This is a genomic window from Variovorax xiamenensis, from assembly GCF_050916385.1.
Classification (GTDB): domain Bacteria; phylum Pseudomonadota; class Gammaproteobacteria; order Burkholderiales; family Burkholderiaceae_C; genus Variovorax.
This window is the reverse complement of record NZ_CP139038.1, coordinates 3,950,575-3,974,139: the sequence shown is the minus strand read 5'-3', so window position 1 is coordinate 3,974,139 and position 23,565 is coordinate 3,950,575. Positions and strand designations below refer to the sequence as shown.

Genomic DNA, 23,565 nt, shown 5'->3' with positions numbered 1-23,565 from the left:
ATGGCACACGCGTTCGAGGCCGGCGAGGCGAGGGCGGTGTATCGCGCCATCCACGAGCGGCGCGACATGCGGCACTTCGCGGGCGGCAGCGTCGAGCCCGAAGTGCTGCGCCGGCTGCTCGACGCTGCGCACCACGCGCCCAGCGTGGGCTTCATGCAGCCGTGGCGATTCATCCGCATCCGTGGCGAGGCGCTTCGGCATCAGTTGCATCGCATCGTCGAGCAGGAACGCGTGCTGACCGCCCGCGCCCTCGGCGAACGTGAGGACGAGTTCATGCGCCTGAAGGTGCAGGGCCTGCTCGACGCCGCCGAGCTGCTGGCGGTGACGCTGGCCGACGGTCGCGAGAAGCACGTGTTCGGCCGACGCACCCTGCCGCAGATGGACCTGGCATCGGCCTCCTGCGCCATCCAGAACATCTGGCTGGCGGCGCGCGCCGAGGGGCTGGGCATGGGCTGGGTGTCGTTGTTCGATCCGGCCGAGGTGGCTGCGCTGCTGGGCCTGCCCGATGGCGCGGAACCCATCGCCTTGCTGTGCCTGGGCCCCGTGGCCGATTTCTATGAAGAGCCGATGCTGCAGCGCGAATGCTGGGCGAAGCGCGAGCCGCTCGCGTCGCTGGTGTTCGACGAAGGCTGGGGCCGGCCTTCGGACCTCTTCGACCATCCGTCCACCGTGGAGCCCATCTGATGCTGGCCTTCGACTCCGTTCTCTTCGAGCTTGCGCGGCTTTTTCTCTGGCCGGTGACGCTGGGCGTGCTGCTGTCCTTCGTCTATGCCGTGTACTGCCTGGGCGCCTTCGGCATCGAGTACATCCAGCGGCGCCGCGACCCGTCTCGCGCGCTGGTGCTGCAGCAGCATGCGCAGGCCAGCCAGGAGCAGATGGAGCTGGTCGTGCTCAAGCAGCTCGAAGGCGTGCGCCTGTGCAGCCGCGTGGCGCCGATGCTGGGGCTGATCGCCACCATGATCCCGATGGGCCCGGCCCTGGTGGCCGTGGCCTCGGGCGAATCGCAGGGCGTGGCGCAGAGCCTGGCACCCGCCTTCGCGAGCGTGATCGTGGCACTGGCCTCGGCCTCGATCACCTTCGTGGTCTACACCGTGCGCCGTCGCTGGCTCATGCGCGAGCTGGTGACGGTGCTCGATGCGAGGGACCGCCTCTCATGAGCAGCCGGCGCCAGTTTTCGATACTGAGCAGCCTGGACAGCGACGACGACGATCCGGTGCTCTCCACCATCAACCTGATCGACGTGTTCATGGTGGTGATCGGCATGCTGATGATCGCGGTCATCAACAACCCGATGAATCCCTTCGCGCAGGACAAGGTGACGATCATCCGCAACGAGGGTCAGCCGAACATGGAGATCGTGACCCGCGAGGGCCGCAAGATCACGCGCTTCAAGGCCAGCGGCGCGACCGGGCAGGGTGACGGCGAGAAGGCCGGCACCGCCTGGCGGCTGAAGGACGGGACGATGGTCTACGTGCCGGCGGACGCGGTGCCGGCCGGTCCGGGTCCGGGCGGGAAGTGACGCGGGTCTTCCTTTTCTGGCTGCTGGCGGTGCTGGGGTTCGTCGCACCGGCGCAGGCCCAGCCCGCGGGCGGGCGGGTCGTGGTGCTGAGCACTTCGCTCGTATCGCCGGCAAGGGTTGTGCGACTGCAGGCGGCCGCGCGCGAAGCGGGCCTGCCCTTGCAGGTGGTGTCGGCATCGAAGGATTCGCCCGAGACATTGGCGGGGGCGCTGGAAGGCGCGAGCCTGCTGGTCGTCGATGCGCCGCACATCAGCGTCGCGCAGGCGGCGGCCGCGCACTTCGGCGACGCGATCTCGCGCGGTAGCGTGCCGTATGTGCTGGTCGGCGAGTTCGCGCTGGTTGCCAAGGGGCAGGCTTCGACCGCTGCGCCGCTCGCGGCGGAGCGCGGCGTCGATGCAGCGTGGGCGCAGCGGTTGCGCGAGTACTGGCGCTTTCCGGGCGCGGCCAACCTGGGCGCCGCGATGAAGGCGATGGCGCAGCCCGGCAAGGCCGATGGCCTGCCCGATCCCGTGCCGATGCCGCTGGCCGGCCTCTATCACCCTGCATGGCCGCGCATCGAGACCGGCGTCCCGGCCGTCGAAGGACTGGCGGGCAGCGGCACCGTCGCCATCGCGATCAACAGCGCCACCGTGGCCGGCGAAGACACCGGCTGGCTCGACGCGCTGATCGCCTCGCTCGAACGGCGCGGCCTGCGCGCCTATGCCTTCTACGGCCCGCGCCAGCAGAAAGACCTGTTCTTTCGCATGACGCACGATGGCGAACGCCGCGTGGCTGATGTCATCGTCAATGCCTCGCTGGTCTTCAGCCCGAACGAGCGCAAGGCCGAGCTGGAGCGCATCGGCGTGCCGGTGCTGCAGACGCTGCCCTCGCTGGCGATGGACGCCGATCAATGGGCGCGGAGCAGGGACGGCCTCGCGCAGACCGAAATCGCCTCCTACTACAGCCCGAGCGAGCTGGCCGGCATGACCGACCCGATGCTCGTGAGCGCCCGCGATGCGGCCACCGGCACGCTGCAGCCGCTGCCCGCCCAGATCGACGCCGTGGCAGCCAAGGCCGCCGCGCTGCTGCGGCTCCAACGCACGCCGCCGGCCGACCGGCACGTTGCGATGCTGGTCTACAACTACCCGCCAGGCGAGGCCAACTTCGGCGCCTCCTTCCTCAACGTGCCGCGCAGCGTGAACAACATGCTGGCGGCGATGAAGTCGGCCGGCTACGGCACCGAGTTGCCGGGCACCGACGCGCTCATCGCACAGGTGCAGGCGACGATGCGCGCCTACTACCCGACGGGCCAGGGCGACGAGCTGCAGTCGCTGCTCGACAAGGGCCTTGCCGACACGATGCCGCTGCAGGCCTACCTCGCGTGGTTCCGCGCGCTGCCGCAAGAGACGCAGCGGCGCATCGAGAGCTACTGGGGCCCGCCCGAGACGTCGACCATGCTGCGCCCCGTGGCGGGCGAGCGGGCCTTCGTGATCCCGCGCGTGCGCTTCGGCAACGTGGTCGTGCTGCGCCAGCCGCCGCGCTTCGAGCCCGGCACGCAGGTGGCCGGCAAGGCCGAGCAGGTCTACCACCGCTCGGCCGTTCCACTGAGCCACGGCTACCTCGCCACCTATCTCTGGCTGCGCACGCGCTTCGGTGCCAGCGCCGTGGTGCACGTCGGCACGCACGGCACGGTCGAGTGGTCGGCGGGCAAGGAGCGCGGGCTCTCGGTACAGGACGATCCGCTGCTCGCGCTGGGCGACCTGCCCAACGTGTACCCGTACATCATGGACAACCTGGGCGAAGCCACTACCGCCAAGCGGCGCGGGCGCGCAACCATGGTGAGCCATTCGACGCCGATGTTCGCGCCGGCGGGCTTTCGTCCCGGCGTGCAGGAGATGCACGAGCGCATGCACGAGTGGGAGACGCTGTCGCCCGGCCCCGTGAAGGCCGCTCTGGAAAGGCAGCTCACGGCCGAGTTCGCTGAGCACCGCTACGACCGCGACCTGGGCTGGACGCCCGCGCGCATCCGCGCCGACTTCGCCGGTTTCATCGCCGTGCTGCATCCGTACCTCGACGAGCTCGCGCAGACCGCGCAGCCGCTGGGCCTCGCCACCTTCGGGCAGGCGCCGGATGCGCAACGGCGGCGCATGACCATCCTGCAGATACTCGGCAAGCCGTTGGTCGAGGCACTCGGCGAGGACATCGACGAGGCCTTCCTGATCGACGCGAAGAATGTCGCTGGCTCGCGCCCCGCGCGTTGGGTGGAACAGGCGTTGACCGACGGGCAGGCCGCGAGCGCGATGGGCAGGACTCCGGCCGACCGGGAGAAGCTGCTGGAGCTGGCAGGGCGCGCCCGCAGGCTCGACGATGTGCTCGCGCACAACGAGGAAATCGAGGGCCTGCTGACCGCGCTCGACGGCCGCTACCTGAAGTCCAGCTACGGCGGCGACCCGGTGCGCAACCCCGACAGCCTGCCGACAGGGCGCAACCTCTACGGCTTCGACCCGAGCCGCGTGCCCACCCGCACAGCCTGGGAGACGGGCGTAGCCGCGATGGATGCGTGGATCGCGCAACATGCCAAGGCCCATGCCGGCAAGACGCCCGAGAAGATCGCCTTCACCCTCTGGGCCGGCGAGGCTTCGCGCCACCAGGGAGTGCTGGAGAGCCAGGCTTTCTACGCCTTGGGCGTGAAGCCGCGCTGGGACGAGGGCGGGCGCATGGCGGGTATCGAGATCATTCCCGCCGCTGAGCTGAAGCGGCCGCGCATCGATGTGCTGGTCAGCGTCACCGGCTCCTACCGCGACCAGTTCCCGGCCGTGATGCGCTGGCTCGACGAGGCGGTGCAGCAGGTGGCCGCCCTGCGCGAGCCCGGCAACGCCGTGGCCCGGCACAGCGAGGCGATGGCACGCAGGCTGGGTGCTGAAGGCGCGACGGCGAGCGAGGCGCAGCGCTGGTCGACCGCCCGTGTGTTCTCGAACGAGCAGGGCAGCTACGGAGCCGGGCTGGAAGAAGCCGCGCTCGCGAGCGACGTCTGGAAGAACCAGCAGCGCGGTGGCGGCGATGCGCAGATGGCGCAGCTCTACATGGACCGCATGGGCCACGCCTACGGCAAGGGCCTCGACGGCGCCGTGCGGCCGGGCGCTTACGCGGGCAACCTCGCGCAGGTCGATGCGGCGCTGATGGCGCGCAGCTCCAACCTGTACGGCGTGCTGACCAACGACGACCCGTTCCAGTATCTCGGCGGCATCGCGCAGGCGGTGCGACATCTCACCGGCAAGGACCCGACGCTGTACGTGCAGAACCTGCGCGACGGCACCGACGTGCGCACCGACACGGCCGCAGGCGCCATCGCGCGCGAGATGCAGACGCGCTATCTGCATCCGCAGTGGATCGAGGCGCAGAAGGCCGAGGGCTACAGCGGCACGTTGCAGGTGCTGAAGACCGCGCAGTTCCTCTGGGGCTGGCAGGTCACGGCGCCGGCCGCCGTGCGGCAGGACCAGTGGCAGTCGCTGCACGACGTGTACGTGCGCGACCGGTACAGGTTGGGCACTCGCGAATGGCTCGAAGGCGACAACCGCGCGGCCTTCGCGCAGACGCTGGAGCGGATGCTTGACGCGGTGCGGTTGAACTACTGGAAACCCGATGCCGCCACCCGGCGCGAGCTGGCACAGGCATACGCGGAGGCGGTGCGGGCGACGGGGCTGCGCGAGCGCAACGAGGGCGTGCAGCGCTTCGTGCAGGCGCAGCTCTCGCCAGCGCAGCCTTCGTCCAGGCCGGGGCCGGCTGTCGCGCCCGTTGTCGTGCAGACGACCACACCGGCTGCTGCACCCGCGTCCGAACCCGTTCCCGCACCGGATGGCCTGCAGCCCGTCAGCGGCCTGAAGCTGGAGCCGACGCCTTCGCAGGCGCCATCGCCCGAGGCCGGCGAAGCCACCGTTCTGCGGCTCTGGATGGCGCTGGGCGCCGCACTTCTCCTTGCATCCGGCGCGCTGGTGCAATGGCGCCGGGGCAGGGCGAGCGCCTGATTCGCGAGAATGGCGGCTCCCATGCCCTTGCCGAGTTCCGAATACGTCATCGCCTTCGCCGCCGCGCTGTGGATCGCGCTGGCCATCGACCGCTGGCTGGGCGAGCCGCCCGCGCCGCTGCACCCCGTCGTGTGGATGGGGCGCTATCTCGGGATCGGGTCCAGCATCGCGCCGCGCGCGCATCAGGCGAAACCGGTGGACCTGCCGATGTTCTTCACCGGCGCGCTGGTGTGGATCGTGGGTGCGGCGTGCGTCTGGAGTGTCGCCATGGCCTTGCAGACGCTCGCGATGCTGTACCTGCCGGCGTGGGCCCTGGCGCTGTTGCTGGGCCTGCTGCTCAAGCCGCTCTTCGCCTGGCGCATGCTGCGCGACGAGGTGCTCGCGGTCGAGGCGGCGTTGGGCGTTTCGCTCGACGCAGGGCGCCAGCAGCTTGCGCGGCTGGTGAGCCGTGACGTCACGCAGCTCAGCGAGCGTGAGGTGCGCGAAAGCGCCATCGAATCGCTCGCGGAAAACCTCAACGACTCATTCGTGGCCCCCGTCTTCTGGTTCGCGCTGCTGGGCCTGCCGGGCGCGGCGCTCTACCGTTTCGCCAACACTGCCGATGCGATGTGGGGCTATCGCGGTGAGCGCAACGGCCGCGACTGGACCTGGTTCGGCAAATGGGCCGCCCGCGCGGACGACGTGCTTTCGTGGATTCCGGCGCGCATCACTGTCGTGCTGCTCGCGTTGGCCGCATGGCGCTGGCCGGGTGGCCTTGCCTTCGAGGCACGCCGCACGCCGTCGCCCAACAGCGGCTGGCCGATGGCTGCGATGGCGCTGCTGCTGGGCGTGCGGCTGGCGAAACCGGGCGTGTATGCGCTGAATGCCGAGGGCACCGCACCGACTTCGGCGGACACCGGCCGTGCCGCGCAACTCGGGGAGCGCGGCGTGCTGTTGCTGGCGGGCTGTGTTCTGGTGCTGGCGGCCGCGGCGCTGTTCTTCGTTCCATGACCGACTTCGATCCCTTGTTCACCCATGGCGGCCCGGACGCGCTCGGCGCCGCCGTACACGACTTTTCCACCAACGCCAACGCCTGCGGCCCGTGCCCCGAGGCGATGGAGCTGGTGCGAGCCGCTGATGCCTCCCGCTATCCCGATCCGGCCTACACGGCGCTGCGCGAGCAGCTCGCGGCCATGCATGGCGTGGAGGCGTGGCGCATCGTGCTCGCGGCGGGGGCCAGCGAATTCATCCGGCGCATCACCACCTGGGTGGCGCTCGAAGACCGGGGCGGCCATGGCGAGGTCGTGCTGCCGCCCATGTCCTATGGCGACTATGCAGCGAGCGCGAGGGCGCTCGGGCTGCAGGTGGTGCGCGCGCCCCATGCGGCACGGCGGCCGAGGCTGGCCTGGTGCTGCGACCCCTCGGCGCCGCTGGGCCAGGCGCAGCAGGGTATCGGCGAAACCATCGATGCTCTGCCGGCGGGCGTGCCCTGCGTGCTCGACCGTGCCTACGAGCCGCTGCGGCTGGAGGGGCGCCTCGCGCTGAACCAGCGGCAGCTGGACCGCGTCTGGCAGATGTGGTCGCCCAACAAGTCGCTCGGCATGACGGGCGTGCGCGCGGCCTACGCGATCGCGCCGACAGATGCGCCGGACGCGGTGCGCGCGCTGCTGCGCCTCGCGGCCTCTTGGCCGGTGGGCGCGGATGGCGTCGCGATGCTCTCGGCCTGGCCGCGGCCCGGCGTGCAGCAGTGGCTGAGCGAGAGCCTTGTCACCCTGCGTGAGTGGAAGGCTTCGCAGGCGGCCTTGTGCGGCGAGATGGGCTGGCAAGTCTGGCCTTCGGATGCGAACTTCCATGTCGCCAAACCCGGCGGCGCCGATTTCGCCGGCCTGCTGAAGCGCCTGCGCGCCGAAGGCATCAAGCTGCGCGACTGCGCTTCTTTCGGCCCGCCGGGCCACGTGCGCATGGGCGTGCTCCCGCCCGCCAGCCAGCAGGCGCTGAAAGATGCCTGGACAAGCGCCGCCTGAACGCATACACCCCCACACCTGACTGAAGAAGATCAGAACAAAAGATGCTCTACGCCATCACCACGCTCTTTCTCTGCCAGCTCGCCGGCGAACTGCTCGTGCAGTGGCTGGGGCTGCCCATTCCCGGCCCGCTGATCGGCATGGTGTTCCTGTTCATCGGCCTGCTGGTGCGCGGCAGCGTGCCGCAGGTGCTGACCGACACCTCGGGCCATCTGCTGCGCAACCTGATGCTGCTGTTCATTCCGGCGGTGACCGGCGTGATGCTGCATTTCGAGCGGGTAGGGCGAGAGTGGCTGCCGTTTCTCGCGGCCGGCATCGTGGGTGCCGCCTTCACCATGACGGTCACGGCGCTCACCTTCCGCTGGATGATCCGCATCACCGGCAAGGACGCCCAATAGATGACCGCGCCCGCGAAGCTCTTCGAGATCTGGGTGTTCCTGGCCCAGTCGCCGCTGCTGTGGCTGTCGCTCACGCTGCTGGCCTACCTGGGCGCGCTGTGGCTGCACACGCGCAGCGGGCGCAACCCGGTGGTCAACCCGGTGCTGATCTCGGTGATCGTCATCGTCTCGGTGCTGCTGCTCACGCGCACGCCCTACGACACGTATTTCGAGGGCGCGAAGTTCGTGCACTTCCTGATCGGCCCCGCCACCGTGGCGCTGGCCGTGCCGCTGTACGGCCAGATCGACCGGCTGCGGCGGCTGTGGCTGCCCATCGGCGTGGCGCTGATCGTGGGATCGGTCGCGGCCATCGTCTCGGCCGTGGGCATCGCCTGGGTGCTGGGCGGCTCGCACGAGCTGATGATGTCGCTCGCGCCCAAGTCGGCCACCATGCCCATCGCGATGGGCGTGGCCGAGAAGATCGGCGGGCTGCCTTCGCTGGCGGCGGTGGCCGCGGCCGTCGCGGGCATTTCGGGCGCGATCATGGCCACCGGCCTGCTGAACCTGCTGCGCATCAGGGAGCCGGCGGTGCGCGGCTTCGCGGTCGGCATGGCGGCGCATGGCATCGGCACGGCGCGTGCCATCCAGGTGAACGAGACGGCGGGCGCGTTCTCGGCGCTGGCCATGGGGCTGAACGGCATCGCGACGGCGCTGCTGGTGCCGCTCATCGTCAAGCTGATGGGGGCCTAGGCAGGATGGCGAAGCCCGCGCCGGCGTCGCGCCCGATGGAGCTGGTCTGGCCCTCGAAGGCCTACCTGCCCAGCTACGTGTCGGCGCTCAACCGCGGCTGGGCGCGCGACGAGACACGGCCCGAATCGGGCGCGGAGGAGCGCGCCGCCATCAAGGCCAATGCCGATCGCTTCCTCGCGAGCCTGGTCGACCGCGAAGCGAAGGGCGGGCGCATCGTCATGCCCGACGGCTCCAAGGTGCGCCGCCTGCCGGGCTACAAGTGCTGGATGTGGGACGGCGAGTTCTGCGGCAGCATCGACCTGCGCTGGCAGCCCGGCACCGACGCCTTGCCGCTCTACTGCCTGGGCCACATCGGCTACAACGTCGTGCCCTGGAAGCAGCGCAAGGGCTACGCGACGCAGGCCCTGGGCGCGATGCTGAAGCTCGCGGCGGGGGAGGGGCTCGGTCGCGTGGAGATCACGACCAGCCCGAGCAACCTTCCGTCGCAGAAGGTGATCGAGGCCAACGGCGGCGTGCTGATCGAGACCTTCATCACGCTGCCGAGCCAGGGCAGCCTGACCAAGTACCGCTACCGGATCGATCTCGACCGCTGAAGGTCTCGCAGCCCGGCCTGGCGCAGAATCGCACTCCCGCAAACCGAGCCGGAGAAGAACTTCATGGCCCAGTACACAGCGGAAGTCCTCTGGCTTCGTGGCGAGCAGGACTTTCTCGCAAACACCTACAGCAGGCGGCATTCGCTGCGCTTCGATGGCGGCGCCGAAGTGGCCGCGTCTTCCTCGCCGCACGTGGTGCCGCTGCCCATGTCCGATGCGTCGGCGGTCGATCCGGAAGAGATGTTCGTGGCCTCGCTGTCCAATTGCCACATGCTGTGGTTCCTCACGATGGCGGTGAAGCGCAAGTTCGTCGTCGACCGGTACTTCGATGCGGCCACGGGCGTGATGGAGAAGAACGCCGACGGCAAGATGGCGATGACGGTGGTCACGCTGCGGCCCGAGGTGAGCTTTTCGGGCGAGAACCTGCCGACGCGCGAGCAGATCGAGCAGATGCATCACCGGGCGCACGAGGAGTGCTTCATCGCCAATTCGGTGAAGACCGAGGTGCGCTGCGAGCCAGTGTTCTGACCGGCTCCGGCCCGCTGACCGAAGGCCTCAGCCGACCAGCGAGCGGCTCTTCATTTCGAGCCGCGTGACCAGGCGCTGCAGAGCGGTTTCCGCACCAGGCGGCAGCGCCAGGAAGCGGAAGCCCAACTGGTAGCGCAGCGTGCCGTTGGGCTGCACCGTAGGGCGCAGCGACACCAGCTCCATGTCGAGCGTGAGCCGGCCGAGCGTGCCGAGCGACAGCTCGCAGCCCCGGAGGTACGTGCCCAGCGGCAGCGCTGCCGCGCGCTCGTCGCGGGTGCGAAGGCCGACGCCGCCGAGCGACAGGTCCTGCACTTCGAAGGAGAACGCCTCGCCCTTGGGCAGGTTGCCCGTGCAGGTGTACGAATCGGCGATGGGCGCGTCGACGCGGAAGTACTCGCGGCGCTGCAGGTAGAGCAGCACCTCGGGAAAGTCGGCCTCGAATGCGGGCAGCCCTTCGTAGCGGGTCTCGCGCGGCGAGGCGATGGAGAACTCGATGCGCACGCCGTCCTGCTGGGCCTCGAAATGGCAGCGCGGCGCGGCCAGCAGGCCCTGGTTCTGCTCGGGCGATGCGCCCCAGTCGAAGACGAAGGTGCGGGCGCGCATGTCCACGTCGAGGAGCTGCGTCACGAGATGGCCGCCCGCGTACTGCACGGTGAGGTTGTCGCGGCGGCTGGCGAGGTTGCGCAGATGAACGCCGACCTCCGCCGGCGTGCGGCGGCCGAATTCGCTTGCGTGCTCGTCTCGCGGTGCATGCGTCTGGTCGGGCGCTTCGGCCTCGGCGTTCGACTCGTCTGTATCCATGGGCTTGTGCCGGTGTGTATGTTCTTGCGGGCGCGTGCCGGGGCCCCTCCCGGGCCTTGCGGCGGCCTTCACTTCATCGAAGTTGCGATACGCGCGTGGAACCGGAAACCAGTGCGGCTTTCCGGTATCGGGCCGAACTGATTAACGGCATCGGCCGGCCAGAATTTAGGGCGCCGGCGTGAATTGTTTGTTGCAGTGCCGCGCGATCAGCGCCGCTGGAGCCTCGGGTTCTTGGCGAACAGCTCGGCGGCCCAGTCCACGAAGGCGCGCACCTTGGCGCTCAGGTGGCGGTTGGGCGGATACACGACGTGGATGGGCAGCGGGTCGCGGTGCCAGTCGGGCAGCAGCTCGATCAGCTCGCCGCTCTCGATCAGCGGCTCGGCCATGAAGGTGATGCACTGCGAGATGCCGAAGCCGCCGAGCACCGCCGTGATGTGCGCGTTGCTCTCGTTCACCGACACGCGGTAGGGGCCGTTCAGCTCGATCTCCTCGTCGCCCTTCTTGAACTCGTGCGGATACACGCGCCGCGTGGTGCCCGAGAAATAGCTGACCACGTGGTGGCGCTTCTCGATGTCGTTCGGGTGCTGCGGCATGCCGTAGCGCTTTACATAGGCCGGTGACGCCACGGTGACGAAATCCAGCGTGCCGATGCGCCGCGCGACCAGCGACTGGTCGCTGAGCTCGCCCGCGCGGATCACGCAGTCGACGTTGTCGCTGATGAGGTCGACGGTGCGGTCGCTCACGCCGAGGTCGACCTGGATGTCGGGATAGCGGTCGCAGAAGGAGGCCAGCGCGGGCAGGATGATGAGCCGGGCCACCGATGTGCCGACGTCGATGCGCAGCCGCCCCGTGGGGTTGGCCTGCGCATTCGTCATGCTGGCTTCCATGTCGTCGAAGTCGTTGAGCAGGCGTGCCGCCCGCTCGAAGTAGGCGGCGCCGTCGGGCGTGACCGTGACGCGGCGCGTGGTGCGGTTGAGCAGCTTCACGCGCAGGCGCGATTCGAGCGCCTGAATCTGCTTGGTGACCGTGCCCTTGGGGAGGGCCAGCGAGTCCGCTGCCCGGGTGAAGGTGCCGGCTTCCACGACGCGGACGAAGATCCGCATGGCCTGGATTTGATCCATCGAATGCCTGTTCTGGGTACCCGGCCCACACCGGGGGAGGCGGATTCTCACACAAGCAGGCAATTCCCTCCGGCAGGCGCGACTGTTGCGATGAGTTGTCGTGATTGTTGTCGGTTTGGAAACAGAGTGGGGTTGGCCCGCCTGTTTATGGATACAGCGGGCGACTTATATTTCAACCATCGCCCAAATCCCGAGGTCGCCAATGTCACCCGTTCCATCGTCCCGTTCTGCCGAAGCTGCCGCCCGCGCTGCGGCACAAGGCGTGGAAGCCGATCTGCTGATCGAGCTGCCCGGCCGCGAACCGGTCGGTGCCCGCGTGTACGGCCAGCGTGCCAAGGGCGACGTGGCGCCGCTGGTGCTGCATTTCCATGGCGGCACCTTCGTCTGCGGCGGCCTGGACAACGGCCGCAACGTGGCCCGTCTCCTGGCCGGAGCAGGCGCGGTGGTGGTTTCGCTGGCCTATCCGCTGGCGCCGCAGTCGCCGTTCCCGGAACCCATCGAAGTGGGCTATGCCGCGCTCGAATGGCTCTACAAGCAGCGCACCAAGCTCGGCGGCAAGGGCTCCCAGGTGTACCTGGCCGGCGAGGAAGCCGGCGGCAACCTGGCGGCCGCGGTGGCGCTGATCGCCCGTGACCGGGCCCATCCGCCGCTGGCAGGCCAGATCCTGCTGTCGCCCATGCTCGACCCCTGCGCCGGCACCGCCTCGCTGCGCAACGCCACCAACGACGCGGCCGAATGCCGCTGGGCCAGCGGCTGGGAGAAGTACCTGAGCTGCCCCTCGAACGCCATGCACCCCTACGCGGTGCCCAGCGGTTCGCTGCGGCTGTCCTCGCTGGCGCCTGCACTTGTGCTGGTAGGCGCCGACGACGCGATGCACGACGAGGCCATGACTTTCGCCAGCCGCCTTCGCGCCGCCGGCATCGAGGTCACGAGCAGCGTGCTGCCCAGTGCCGCCAACTGGCCGAAGGCGCTGTACGACACCGAGAACACGGGCTGTGTGGCCTGCGAGGCCTCGGTGCAGCAGCACTTCCGCGAATTCTTCAGCGCGACCACGCCGCCTCCCGCGGCGGCTGATCACCCCAGCTAGTACCCGGCCGTCACCGGCTGCCTGATCGACACGCTGCCAGCGCGGCAGCGTGCCGGGGCCTCTTTTTCCCTGAAATCCGCCTCCTGGTGCCAAAAGCGCCGGGGTGGCCTGTTGCATCCCAAAGTCATCGAGAAGGACTCATCATCATGTCGAACAACGAGAAAAAGCTGTCTTCCGCCGCCCGCAAGGGCCTCTGGCCTGCCGTGACCGGCCTCACCGCGCTGCTGGCCGTGGCCGCGGCGGTGGTGGGCATGTACAGCTTCAAGGCCGAAGCCAACAACACCCCGGCCGCGCCGCAGGCCACGCCGGTGTCGGTCGCCACGGTGGCGTCGAGCGAGATCAACGCCTGGGACGAGTTCTCGGGCCGGCTCGAAGCCGTCCAGCGCGTCGATGTGCGTTCCCGTGTGGCGGGCGCGGTGCAGGCGGTGCACTTCCGCGAAGGCGCCCTGGTGAAGCAGGGCGACCTGCTGGTCACCATCGACCCCGCGCCGTACGCGGCCGAGGTCGAGCGCGCCGAAGCGCAGGTTGCTTCCGCGCAGGCCCGCCAGTCCTTCAGCCGCAGCGAGCAGGAGCGCGCCAAGCGCCTGTGGGACGACAAGGCCATCGCCCAGCGCGAATACGACGAGCGCGTGAACGCCGGCCGTGAAGCCGAAGCCAACCTGCGCGCCGCGCAAGCCTCGCTGCAGTCGGCGCGCCTGAACCTGGGCTACACCCAGGTGCGTGCCCCGGTCTCGGGCCGCATCGGCCGCATCGAGGTGACGGTGGGCAACCTGGTGGCGGCCGGTCCGGGCGCTCCGGTGCTGACCACGCTGGTGTCGGTGAGCCCGATCTATGCGAGCTTCGACGCCGACGAACAGGTCATCACCCGCGCGCTGAAAGACCTGCCCAGCGGCTCCAGCGCCCGCGGCCAGATCGAGAGCATTCCCGTGCAGATGGGCACCGCCGGCCTCGAAGGCACGCCCTTCACCGGCAAGCTGCAGCTGATCGACAACCAGGTCGACGCCCGCAGCGGCACGGTGCGCGTGCGTGCCTCGTTCGACAACAAGGACGGCGCTCTCATCCCCGGCCAGTTCGCCCGCATCCGCATGGGCCAGGCCCGCAACGACACCGCGCTGCTGGTGAGCGAGCGCGCCATCGGCACCGACCAGAACAAGAAGTTCGTGATGGTCGTGGGCGAGGACAGCAAGGCCACCTATCGCGAAGTGACGCTGGGCGCTTCCATCAACGGCCTGCGCGTCGTGAGCAAGGGCCTGAAGGCGGGTGACCGCGTGATCGTCAACGGCCTGCAGCACGTCCGCCCGGGTGCGCTGGTGGCGCCGCAGCAAGTGACGATGGACGCCAAGGCCGACCCCAAGCAACAACAACCGGAACGCGTGGCAGAGGCCGCCAAATCTTGAACCACCCCCAGGCTGGCTCACTTCGTGTAGCCGCCAACCCCCTCACGGGGGCAACACCAGCGGCCCGGCAAAGCCGGTTCCGCGGTGTTCCTGAAATGGGAGCCACTTGGATGCCGCGTGCCTGCATGCGGCGTGGACCGCGCACGACGCGGTGGAGTAAACGAACATGAATCTCTCAAAATTCTTCATCGACCGGCCGATCTTTGCCGGCGTGCTGTCGCTGTTGATGCTGATAGCGGGCCTGATCGCGTTGCGCGGTCTGCCGATCTCGGAGTACCCGGAAGTCGCGCCGCCCTCGGTGGTGGTGCGCGCCCAGTACCCCGGTGCCAACCCGAAAGTGATCGCCGAGACGGTGGCAACGCCGCTCGAGGAGCAGATCAACGGCGTCGAAGGCATGCTCTACATGGGCAGCCAGGCGACCACCGACGGCGTGCTGACGCTCACCGTCACCTTCCGCCTGGGCACCGATCCTGACAAGGCGCAGCAGCTCGTGCAGAACCGCGTCTCGCAAGCCGAGCCGCGCCTGCCCGAGGAAGTGCGCCGGCTCGGCATCACGACCGTCAAGAGCGCCCCCGACCTGACGATGGTGGTCCACCTCGTCTCGCCGAACAACCGCTACGACATCAACTACCTGCGCAACTACGCGGTGCTGAACGTGAAGGACCCGCTGGCGCGCATCGAAGGCGTGGGCCAGGTCCAGATCTTCGGCGGTGGCGACTACTCCATGCGCGTGTGGCTCGACCCGCAGAAGGTCGCGCAGCGCGGCCTGTCGGCTTCCGACGTGGTCGCTGCCATCCGCGGCCAGAACGTGCAGGCCGCGGCCGGCGTGGTCGGCGCTTCGCCGGGCCTGTCGGGCGTGGACATGCAGCTGTCGATCAATGCGCAGGGCCGCCTGCAGAGCGAGGAGGAGTTCGGCGACATCATTGTCAAGAGCGGCACCGACGGCGCCGTCACGCGTCTTCGCGACATCGGCCGCCTCGAGATGGGCGCCGCCGACTACTCGCTGCGTTCGCTGCTGAACAACGACCCGGCCGTCGGCATGGGCGTGTTCCAGGCGCCGGGCTCCAACGCGCTCGACATCTCCGCCAACGTCCGCAAGACGATGGAAGAGCTCAACAAGAACATGCCCGAGGGCCTGGAATACCGCATCGCCTACGACCCGACGCAGTTCGTGCGCGCATCGATCGAGTCGGTGATCCACACGCTGCTCGAAGCCATCATGCTGGTGGTGCTGGTCGTGATCCTGTTCCTGCAGACCTGGCGCGCTTCCATCATCCCGCTGCTGGCCGTGCCGGTGTCGGTGATCGGTACCTTCGCGGTGCTGCACATCCTCGGTTTCTCGATCAACGCGCTGAGCCTGTTCGGGCTGGTGCTGGCGATCGGCATCGTGGTGGACGACGCCATCGTGGTGGTGGAGAACGTCGAGCGCAACATCGAGGCGGGGCTCACGCCGCGTGAAGCCACCTACCGCGCAATGCGCGAGGTGTCGGGCCCGATCATCGCCATCGCGCTGGTGCTGGTGGCCGTGTTCGTGCCGCTGGCCTTCATCAGCGGCCTGACGGGCCAGTTCTACCGCCAGTTCGCGGTGACCATCGCGATCTCGACGGTGATCTCGGCCATCAACTCGCTGACGCTGTCGCCCGCGCTCGCCGCCTTGCTGCTGCGCGGCCACGACGAGCCCAAGGACGCGCTGACGCGCGGCATGGACCGCGTCTTCGGCTGGCTGTTTCGCGGCTTCAACCGCTTCTTCCATCGCGGCTCCGAGGCCTACAGCGGCGGCGTCAAGCGCGTGATCTCGCGCAAGGCGCTGATGCTGGGGATCTACGTCGCGCTCATCGCGGTGACCTTCGGCCTCTTCAAGGCGGTGCCCGGCGGCTTCGTGCCGGCGCAGGACAAGCAATACCTGATCGGTTTTGCGCAACTGCCCGACGGCGCCACCCTGGACCGCACCGACGAGGTGATCCAGCGCATGGGCGAGATCATGAAGAAGAACCCGAACGTGGAAGACGCCATCGCCTTCCCGGGCCTGTCGATCAACGGCTTCACCAACAGCTCGAACTCGGGCATCGTGTTCGCCACGCTCAAGCCATTCGACCAGCGCAAGCGCCCCGACCAGAGCGGCGGCGCGGTGGCTGGCCAACTGAACGGCGCGTTCTCGAGCATCCAGGACGCATTCATCGTGATGTTCCCGCCGCCGCCGGTGGCGGGCCTGGGCACCACGGGCGGCTTCAAGCTGCAGCTGGAAGACCGCGGCTCGGTGGGCTACGACCAGATGGACGCGGCGGTGAAGGCCTTCATGGCCAAGGCACAGCAGGCGCCCGAGCTGGCCGGCATGTTCACGAGCTGGCAGGTCAACGTGCCGCAGCTGTACGCCGACATCGACCGCACCAAGGCGCGCCAGCTCGGCGTGCCGGTGACGGACATCTTCGACACCATGCAGATCTACCTCGGTAGCCTGTACGCGAACGACTTCAACAAGTTCGGCCGCACGTACTCCGTGCGCGTCCAGGCCGATGCGCCTTACCGCGCCCGTGCCGAAGACGTGGGCCTGCTGAAGGTGCGCTCGACCTCGGGCGAGATGGTGCCGCTGGCCGCGCTGATGAAGGTGAATTCGACCTTCGGCCCGGAACGTGCCATGCGCTACAACGGCTACCTCGCCGCCGACATCAACGGCGGCCCGGCACCGGGCTACTCGTCGGGCCAGGCGCAGGACGCGATCGTGAAGATCGCTGCCGAGACGCTGCCCAAGGGCGTGAGCTTCGAGTGGACCGAGCTGACCTACCAGGAGATCCTGGCCGGCAACTCCGCCTTCCTGGTGTTCCCGCTGGCCATCCTGCTGGTGTTCCTGGTGCTGGCCGCGCAGTACGAGAGCCTGACCCTGCCGATCGCGATCATCCTGATCGTGCCGATGGGCATCCTGGCCGCGATGACCGGCGTGTGGATCTCCGGAGGCGACAACAACGTCTTCACGCAGATCGGGCTGATAGTGCTTGTGGGGCTGAGTGCGAAGAACGCGATTCTGATCGTGGAGTTCGCCCGGGAGCTCGAATTCGCCGGCCGCACGCCCGTGCAGGCCGCCATCGAAGCGAGCCGCCTGCGCCTGCGCCCGATTCTCATGACCTCGCTGGCCTTCGTGATGGGCGTGCTGCCCCTCGTGCTGTCCACCGGCGCGGGCTCGGAGATGCGCAAGGCCATGGGCGTGGCGGTGTTCGCCGGGATGATCGGCGTGACGGCCTTCGGCCTGTTCCTCACGCCGGTGTTCTACGTGCTGCTGCGCCGCCTTGCGGGCAACCGGCCGCTGAAGCTGCACGGCGAAGTGCCGCACGGCGACGACTTCGTGTCGGCCGACCATCCGGCAACCCCGGCTTCGCATGGCGGCGCCGGCGGTGGCGGGCTGCACCCGGTGCCTGCCTCGCCGCGTCCCTCGCACGGCTCGCACGACTGACTGATCGGGAAGAAGAAAGCAGAAAGCTGATCATGAAATTCTCAGTACAACCCCTGGTGAAGCCCGTTCGCACCGCCTTGCTGCCGCTGATGGCCGCCCTGGTGCTGGCCGGCTGTGCCACCGTGCCCTCGGGCCTGCCCGAGATCCAGACCACCGCCCAGTTCAAGGAGCAGGGCAAGGAGCAGCCGCAACAGGGCGTCACGCCGCCCGCCGGCTTCACGCGTGCCACGCCCGCCGAGGCGCAACCGCGCGGCGCCTGGTGGCTGGCGTTCAACGACCCGGTGCTCAACACGCTGGTCGAGAAGGCCGACGTCGACAACGGCAACATCCAGGCCGCGGCCGCACGGCTGGCCGAGGCCCGCGCGCTGGCGCGCAGCGCCAACGCCGACCGCCTGCCGCAGATCGGCCTGGGCGCCGGAGCCAACCGCGGCGCGGGCCTGGACAAGGCCACCGCCAGCACGCGTCCGGCCACGATGACCAACATCGGCGCCACCTTCTCGTACGAGGTCGACCTGTTCGGCCGCCTCTCGGGCGCGAGCAACGCGGCCAAGCTCGACGCGGCCGGCCGCGAGGCGCTGCTGCAGAGCACGCGCCTGGCGGTGCAGGCCGAAGTGGCGCAGACCTACCTGCAGCTTCGCGCGCTCGACGCGGAACGCGTGCTGGTGCGCGAGCAGGTCGAGGCCTACCGCGACACGCTGCGCCTGTCGCAGCGCCGCGAGCAGGCCGGCGACATCGCCGAGCTCGACGTGGCGCGCGTGCAGACCGAGGTGTCGTCCACCGAGTCGGACGCGCTGGCGCTCGACCGCCAGCGCGCGCAGGTCGAGCATGCGCTCGCGGTGCTGGTGGGCGATTCGGCCTCCAGCTTCGGCCTGCGCTCCGCCGATTGGTCGACCGTGCTGCCGAGCATTCCGCCCGGCGTGCCCGCCACGGTGCTCACGCGCCGGCCCGACGTGTCGGCCGCGCAGAGCGCAGTGCTGGCCGCGCAGGCCCGCGTGGGCGTTGCGCAGGCTGCCTGGTTCCCCGACATCTCGCTGACCGGTGCCGCCGGCTACGCATCGCCCGAGATCGGCGACCTCTTCAAGTGGTCGGCCCGCTCGTGGGGCGTGGGCGCGCTGCTGTCGCTGCCGATCTTCGACGGCGGCCGCCGCGAGGCCGGCGTGCAGGGCGCCAACGCCCAGCTCGACGGCGCGCTCGCCAGCTACCGCACGCAGGTTCTGGTGGCCTTCCAGGAGGTGGAAGACCAGCTGGCGGCCATCCGCACGCTGCAGGAGCAGTCGGTGGTGCAGGCGCAGGCCGTCACCTCGGCGGCCCGCGCGACCAGCCTGTCGGACACGCGCTACCGCAACGGCTACATCAGCCAGCTCGACCTGCTCGACGCGCGCCGCAGCGAGCTGCGCAACCGTCGCCAGGCGCTGCAGGTGAAGTCGGCCCAGTACCAGGCGGCCGTGGGGCTGATCCGCGCCATCGGCGGGGGCTGGGATGTGCCGGCGCCCGTGGCGGCGGCCGGTGCCGCGCAGACCACGGTGGCCGCGCGCTGAATCGCCGCTTCACTAAGAAATTGACAGCCTGAACGCCGCAAGGCGGTCTTGCGCCGTCGCGGGCTCAGCCGGTTTCGCCGGCGGGGTTCGCGGCGGCGCTTATTTTTTGCAGCTCCAGCGCGCCCATGGCCATGGCGTTGGAATAGCTCCCCTGCGGCCGGGCCGCCTTCCGGTAGACACGGTAGTCCAGGGTTTCGGAGGCTTCGTCGCCGTGATGGGCCTCGAGCAGGGTCCAGAAGAACTGGCCGGGCTCGGGCTCCTCGACGGTCAGCGCCAAATCGTTCAAGGCTGGCATGGTTTCCTGGGTGCGGTGCGGTTCTCGATGCGTGACTTCGGGTGTACGCAGGAGAACGCCATCTGGATTCACCAGCCGGATTTACGGCGTCGAGGCGTGAAAGATGTCGCAATTCCTTGCCTCCGGCCGGCGCCTGTCGGACGGGCGCGGCGCTCAACGACAATCCGCCGATGAGTTCAAAGGCGAATAGCGGACCGGCGCGCTGCGTCATGGTCCTGGGCACCACCAGCGGCGCCGGCAAGAGCTGGCTGGCCACCGCGCTGTGCCGCTGGTATGCCCGCCGGGGCCTGAAGGTGGCGCCCTTCAAGGCGCAGAACATGAGCAACAACGCCCGCGTGGTCGATGGCGGCGAGATCGGCAGCGCCCAGTATTTCCAGGCCCTGGCGGCCAACGCGCGGCCCGACGTCCGCATGAACCCGCTGCTGCTCAAGCCCGAGCGCGACACCCACAGCCAGGTGGTGCTGATGGGGCAGGTGAGCGAGGCGCTCTCTGCCTTGCCCTGGCGCGGCCGCAGCGAGCGCGCGTGGCCCGAGATTTCTGCCGCGCTGGACGAGCTGCGAGCCGAAAACGACGTGGTCGTGATCGAGGGCGCCGGCTCGCCGGCCGAGATCAACCTGATGGCCAGCGACATCGTCAACATGCGCATTGCCCGCCACGCGCAGGCGCGCTGCCTGCTGGCGACCGACATCGACCGCGGCGGCGCCTTCGCCCACCTCTACGGCACCTGGGCGCTGCTGCCCGAGGCAGACAGGGCGCTGCTGCGCGGCTTTGTGCTCAACAAGTTCCGTGGCGACGCTTCGCTGCTCGCACCGGCCCCGCAGCAGCTGCAGGAGCTGACCGGCGTGCCCACGGTGGCGACGCTGCCCATGTGGTGGCAGCACGGCCTGCCCGAGGAAGACGGCGTCTTCGACGACCGCAGTCGTTCCAGCGGGGCCGTCACGCGGACGGTGGCGGTGGTCGCGTACCCGCGCATCAGCAACCTCGACGAATTCCAGGCGCTCAAGAACGTGCCGGGCGTGCGGCTGGTCTGGGCCAGAACCCCGGCCGACGTGGCCGGCGCCGACTGGATCGTGCTGCCCGGCTCCAAGCACACCAGCGGCGACCTGGCCTGGCTGCGCGCCCAGGGTCTGGACAGCGCCTTGGCCGCCCACGCCGAACGCGGCGGCGCGGTGCTGGGTATCTGCGGCGGACTGCAGATGCTGGGCGAGGCGCTGGTCGATCCGCACGGCATCGACGGCAATGCGCCGGGGCTGGGCCTGCTGCCGCTGGTGACGGTGTTCGAGCGCGAGAAGACGGTGCGGCATCGCACGGCGGGCTTCGGCGAACTGGCCGGCATCTGGAGCCCGTTGTCGGGCGTGGCGGTCGGCGGCTACGAGATCCATCACGGCCAGACCGCCGAGCACCCGCAACTGGCGCACGACGGCCGCGCGGTGATGCCCGACGGGCTGGCCTGGCAGAACGCGCGCGGCAACGTGCTCGGCATCTATCTTCACGGCCTGTTCGAGGACCCGGGCGCGCTGCACGCGCTCTTCGGCACTTCCGCGCCCACGCTGGAGTCCACCTTCGACGGCCTGGCCGATTTCATCGACACCCACTTCGACGCCGGCGTGCTCGCCGGACTGATTGCATGACCGACTTCGTTCCCACCATTACCGACATTTCCGACGCCGCGCTCGCCGCCCGCCTGCAGGGAGCGCTCGACAACAAGACCAAGCCGCTCGGCGCGCTGGGCCGGCTGGAGGCGCTGGCGCTGCGCATCGGCAGCATCCTCGGCATCGAAAACCCGGTGCTCGAGGCCCCGCAGATGCTGGTCTGCGCCGGCGACCACGGGCTGGCGGCACGCGGCGTCTCGGCGTATCCGAGCGAAGTGACCTGGCAGATGGTCGAGAACTTCCTGGCCGGCGGCGCCGCCGTGAGCGTGCTCGCGCGCCAGCACGGCCTGGCGCTCACCGTGGTCGACTGCGGCGTGAGGAAGGACTTCCAGCCTCGCCCGGGGCTGGTGTCGCGCCGCATCGCCGCCGGCACGGCCGATGCTTCCGAGGGGCCGGCGATGAGCGCCGCACAGTGCGCCCAGGCGATAACCAACGGGCGCGAGGTCGTGAAGGCGCTGCCTGGCAATGCGCTGCTGCTCGGCGAGATGGGCATCGGCAACAGCTCGTCGGCCGCGCTGCTGCTGTCGCGGCTGGGCGGGCTGGACATCGAGGCCTGCATCGGCATCGGCACCGGCCTCGACGCGGCCGGCCTGGCCCGCAAGCGCGAAGTGCTGCGGCAGGTGCTCGCGCTGCACGCCGGCGCGACGGTGCCGCTGGAGGCATTGGCGGCGTTCGGCGGCTTCGAGCTGGCGACGCTGGTGGGCGCGGTGCTGCAGGCGGCCAGCGAGCGTCGGGTGATCGTGGTCGACGGCTACATCGCCAGCGCGGCGGTGCTGGTGGCGCAGGCGCTGCAGCCGCACGTCTCTCAGCGCTGCGTGGCCGCGCACCGCTCGGCCGAGCCGGGGCACGCGCTGCTGCTGGAGCGGCTGGGGCTCGACCCGCTGCTGCAGCTCGACCTGCGCCTGGGCGAGGGCTCGGGCGGCGCGCTGGCGTGGCCGCTGCTCGAATCCGCCTGCCGCATCCTGCGCGAGATGGCGAGCTTCGAATCGGCCGGCGTGTCGCGCAAGGACGCATGAGCGCCGCGCCGGGCCGCCCCAGGCAAGCTCGCGCCGCGGTGCGGAGCGCGAAGGTGCTCCGATGAGCGGCGTCCGCCATTTCCTGCTCGCGCTGCAGTTCTTCACCCGGGTGCCGGTGACGGGCGCGCTGGCCGAGTGGGTCGGCTTCAGCCCGCAGATGCTGCGCGCGAGCGCGGCGCATCTGCCGGGCATCGGCTGGCTGGTGGGCGGGGTGGCGGCGCTGGTGTTCGCGGGCGTGGCCTGGGGGCTGCCGGGCGTCGCGGGCGCGCTGGCCGCCGCCTTGCTGAGCACCGTCGCCACCGTGATGCTGACCGGCGCCTTCCACGAGGACGGGCTGGCCGACGTGGCCGACGGCCTGGGCGGTTCGGCCAACCGCGAGCGGGCGCTGGAGATCATGAAGGACTCGCGCATCGGCGCGTTCGGCGCGGTGGCGCTGGTGCTGGCGCTGGGCCTCAAGTTCGCGCTGCTCGCCGCGCTGGCGGGGCGCGGGCTGCAGGCGGTGGCCATCGCCATCGTCGGCGCGCATGTGCTGTCGCGGCTGATGCCGCTGTTCCTGATTCGCTGGCTGCCCTACGTGGGCGACAGCGGCGCGAGCAAGGCCAAGCCGCTGGCGGACGCGATCAGCCCCGGCGCGCTGCTCATCGCCATCGCGTGGACGGTGCCCGCGGTGGCGCTGCTGCTTCAGGCGCACGACGCGATGCACGTCGGCGCGGCGGTGCTCGCGGCCGTGCTGGCCGCGGGCTGGATGGCGCGGCTCTTCATGCGAAGGCTGCAGGGCTTCACCGGCGACGGGCTCGGGGCGACCCAGCAGGTCTGCGAGCTCGCCATCTACCTCGCGCTGGCGTGGAAGGCATGAGCACGCTCTGGCTCCAGCGCCACGCTCCGGTGGTGGCCGAACCCGGTCTCTGCTACGGGGCGACGGACCTCGAAGCACATGCGGACGCGACGCTGGCCGCCGCCCGGCGCATCGCACCGTTGCTGCCGCCGGGCATCGTGCTGTGCAGTTCCCCGTTGAGGCGCTGCGTTGCGCTGGCCGAAGCCATCGCCGCGTTGCGCCCGGACCTCGCGGTGCAGCGGGACGCACGGCTGGCCGAGATGGATTTCGGCGCCTGGGAAGGCCGGCCATGGGCCGACATTCCGCGCGCCGACTTCGACGCCTGGACCGCCGATTTCGCCGACCTGCGTGCCGGCATGCATGGCGAGAGCGTGCGCGCCTTCATGTCGCGCATTGCCGAGGCGCACGACGAATGGCAGGCGCAGCGGCGCGACACGCTCTGGGTCACGCACGCGGGCGTGCTGCGCGCGGTGACGCTGCTGCGGCGCGGCGTTCGCTGCCCGGCTGTGGCGGGCGACTGGCCGTCCGGCGAGATGCCGTTCGGCGATTGGCTGGTTTTCGACAATCCGCCCTGACCGGACAGGCGCGGCCGGGGCCTCCGGCC

General features: G+C 69.8%; 21 protein-coding genes. 18 read left to right on the top strand and 3 right to left on the bottom strand.

The genetic code is table 11. The features are described from left to right. From bluB to SFB74_RS18050, 10 genes are all read left to right on the top strand, one after another. Positions 1-684 carry a 5,6-dimethylbenzimidazole synthase gene (gene bluB / locus SFB74_RS18095; RefSeq protein WP_432725605.1) on the top strand — a complete coding sequence of 228 codons (684 nt, stop codon included), beginning with the start codon at positions 1-3 and terminating at the stop codon, positions 682-684. Then, positions 684-1,157, top strand: coding sequence for a MotA/TolQ/ExbB proton channel family protein (locus SFB74_RS18090; RefSeq protein WP_432725604.1), 474 nt, complete (start codon positions 684-686; stop codon positions 1,155-1,157). Before bluB ends, SFB74_RS18090 begins: the two co-directional genes overlap by 1 nt. Then, a complete protein-coding gene (locus SFB74_RS18085; protein ID WP_093306327.1) occupies positions 1,154-1,519 on the top strand; it encodes a DUF2149 domain-containing protein in 366 nt (121 codons plus the stop codon). The genes SFB74_RS18090 and SFB74_RS18085 overlap by 4 nt, the downstream gene beginning before the upstream one ends. Then, positions 1,516-5,523, top strand: a complete 4,008-nt coding sequence (gene cobN, locus SFB74_RS18080) for a cobaltochelatase subunit CobN (RefSeq protein ID WP_432725602.1) — start codon at positions 1,516-1,518, stop codon at positions 5,521-5,523. The genes SFB74_RS18085 and cobN overlap by 4 nt, the downstream gene beginning before the upstream one ends. Positions 5,524-5,544: 21 nt before the next feature. Further along, entirely contained in the window at positions 5,545-6,513 is a 969-nt protein-coding gene (gene cbiB, locus SFB74_RS18075) for an adenosylcobinamide-phosphate synthase CbiB (protein ID WP_432725601.1), read from the top strand. Beyond that, on the top strand, positions 6,510-7,526 hold the full coding sequence (locus SFB74_RS18070; RefSeq protein ID WP_432725600.1) for an aminotransferase class I/II-fold pyridoxal phosphate-dependent enzyme: 1,017 nt from the start codon (positions 6,510-6,512) through the stop codon (positions 7,524-7,526). The genes cbiB and SFB74_RS18070 overlap by 4 nt, the downstream gene beginning before the upstream one ends. A 44-nt stretch (positions 7,527-7,570) precedes the next feature. After that, positions 7,571-7,924: a CidA/LrgA family protein gene (locus SFB74_RS18065; RefSeq protein WP_176664332.1), complete on the top strand. Its 354-nt coding sequence runs from the start codon at positions 7,571-7,573 to the stop codon at positions 7,922-7,924. Further along, on the top strand, positions 7,925-8,653 hold the full coding sequence (locus tag SFB74_RS18060) for an LrgB family protein (RefSeq protein ID WP_432725599.1): 729 nt from the start codon (positions 7,925-7,927) through the stop codon (positions 8,651-8,653). A 5-nt stretch (positions 8,654-8,658) separates the two neighbouring features. Next, on the top strand, positions 8,659-9,246 hold the full coding sequence (locus tag SFB74_RS18055) for a GNAT family N-acetyltransferase (protein ID WP_432725598.1): 588 nt from the start codon (positions 8,659-8,661) through the stop codon (positions 9,244-9,246). A gap of 63 nt (positions 9,247-9,309) precedes the next feature. Beyond that, positions 9,310-9,774 (top strand): OsmC family protein, encoded by a 465-nt coding sequence (locus tag SFB74_RS18050; RefSeq protein WP_432725597.1) that lies wholly within the window; start codon positions 9,310-9,312, stop codon positions 9,772-9,774. Between the two features lie 27 nt (positions 9,775-9,801). Here SFB74_RS18050 and SFB74_RS18045 read toward each other — a convergent pair whose 3' ends face one another. Together SFB74_RS18045 and SFB74_RS18040 are read right to left on the bottom strand one after the other, a co-directional pair. Next, complete coding sequence (locus SFB74_RS18045; RefSeq protein ID WP_432725596.1) at positions 9,802-10,575, bottom strand: flagellar brake protein; 774 nt, start codon at positions 10,573-10,575, stop codon at positions 9,802-9,804. 206 nt (positions 10,576-10,781) lie between these two features. Beyond that, complete coding sequence (locus tag SFB74_RS18040; protein WP_432725595.1) at positions 10,782-11,696, bottom strand: LysR family transcriptional regulator; 915 nt, start codon at positions 11,694-11,696, stop codon at positions 10,782-10,784. Between the two features lie 202 nt (positions 11,697-11,898). On the opposite strand from SFB74_RS18040, the gene SFB74_RS18035 reads away from it, so the two are divergent. The 4 genes from SFB74_RS18035 (at position 11,899) to SFB74_RS18020 (ending at position 19,163) form a co-directional block, all read left to right on the top strand. Next, entirely contained in the window at positions 11,899-12,783 is an 885-nt protein-coding gene (locus SFB74_RS18035; protein WP_432725594.1) for an alpha/beta hydrolase, read from the top strand. A gap of 146 nt (positions 12,784-12,929) precedes the next feature. Beyond that, entirely contained in the window at positions 12,930-14,180 is a 1,251-nt protein-coding gene (locus tag SFB74_RS18030; protein ID WP_432725593.1) for an efflux RND transporter periplasmic adaptor subunit, read from the top strand. 166 nt (positions 14,181-14,346) lie between these two features. Next, positions 14,347-17,625 carry an efflux RND transporter permease subunit gene (locus tag SFB74_RS18025; protein WP_432725592.1) on the top strand — a complete coding sequence of 1,093 codons (3,279 nt, stop codon included), beginning with the start codon at positions 14,347-14,349 and terminating at the stop codon, positions 17,623-17,625. A 32-nt stretch (positions 17,626-17,657) separates the two neighbouring features. After that, the gene (locus SFB74_RS18020) at positions 17,658-19,163 is read left to right on the top strand and encodes an efflux transporter outer membrane subunit (RefSeq protein ID WP_432725591.1); all 1,506 of its coding nucleotides are present in this window, start codon (positions 17,658-17,660) and stop codon (positions 19,161-19,163) included. Between the two features lie 64 nt (positions 19,164-19,227). On the opposite strand, the gene SFB74_RS18015 is transcribed toward SFB74_RS18020, so the two are convergent. Beyond that, positions 19,228-19,458, bottom strand: a complete 231-nt coding sequence (locus SFB74_RS18015; protein WP_432725590.1) for a hypothetical protein — start codon at positions 19,456-19,458, stop codon at positions 19,228-19,230. 170 nt (positions 19,459-19,628) lie between these two features. Here SFB74_RS18015 and SFB74_RS18010 point away from each other — a divergent pair, with 170 nt between their 5' ends. From SFB74_RS18010 to SFB74_RS17995, 4 genes are all read left to right on the top strand, one after another. Continuing rightward, positions 19,629-21,089: a cobyric acid synthase gene (locus tag SFB74_RS18010; RefSeq protein ID WP_432725589.1), complete on the top strand. Its 1,461-nt coding sequence runs from the start codon at positions 19,629-19,631 to the stop codon at positions 21,087-21,089. Further along, positions 21,086-22,126, top strand: a complete 1,041-nt coding sequence (gene cobT, locus SFB74_RS18005) for a nicotinate-nucleotide--dimethylbenzimidazole phosphoribosyltransferase (protein WP_432725588.1) — start codon at positions 21,086-21,088, stop codon at positions 22,124-22,126. The genes SFB74_RS18010 and cobT overlap by 4 nt, the downstream gene beginning before the upstream one ends. A gap of 61 nt (positions 22,127-22,187) precedes the next feature. Then, positions 22,188-22,982, top strand: a complete 795-nt coding sequence (locus SFB74_RS18000) for an adenosylcobinamide-GDP ribazoletransferase (protein WP_432725587.1) — start codon at positions 22,188-22,190, stop codon at positions 22,980-22,982. Then, positions 22,979-23,536 (top strand): histidine phosphatase family protein, encoded by a 558-nt coding sequence (locus SFB74_RS17995; protein ID WP_432725586.1) that lies wholly within the window; start codon positions 22,979-22,981, stop codon positions 23,534-23,536. Before SFB74_RS18000 ends, SFB74_RS17995 begins: the two co-directional genes overlap by 4 nt. Positions 23,537-23,565 lie beyond the last annotated feature (29 nt).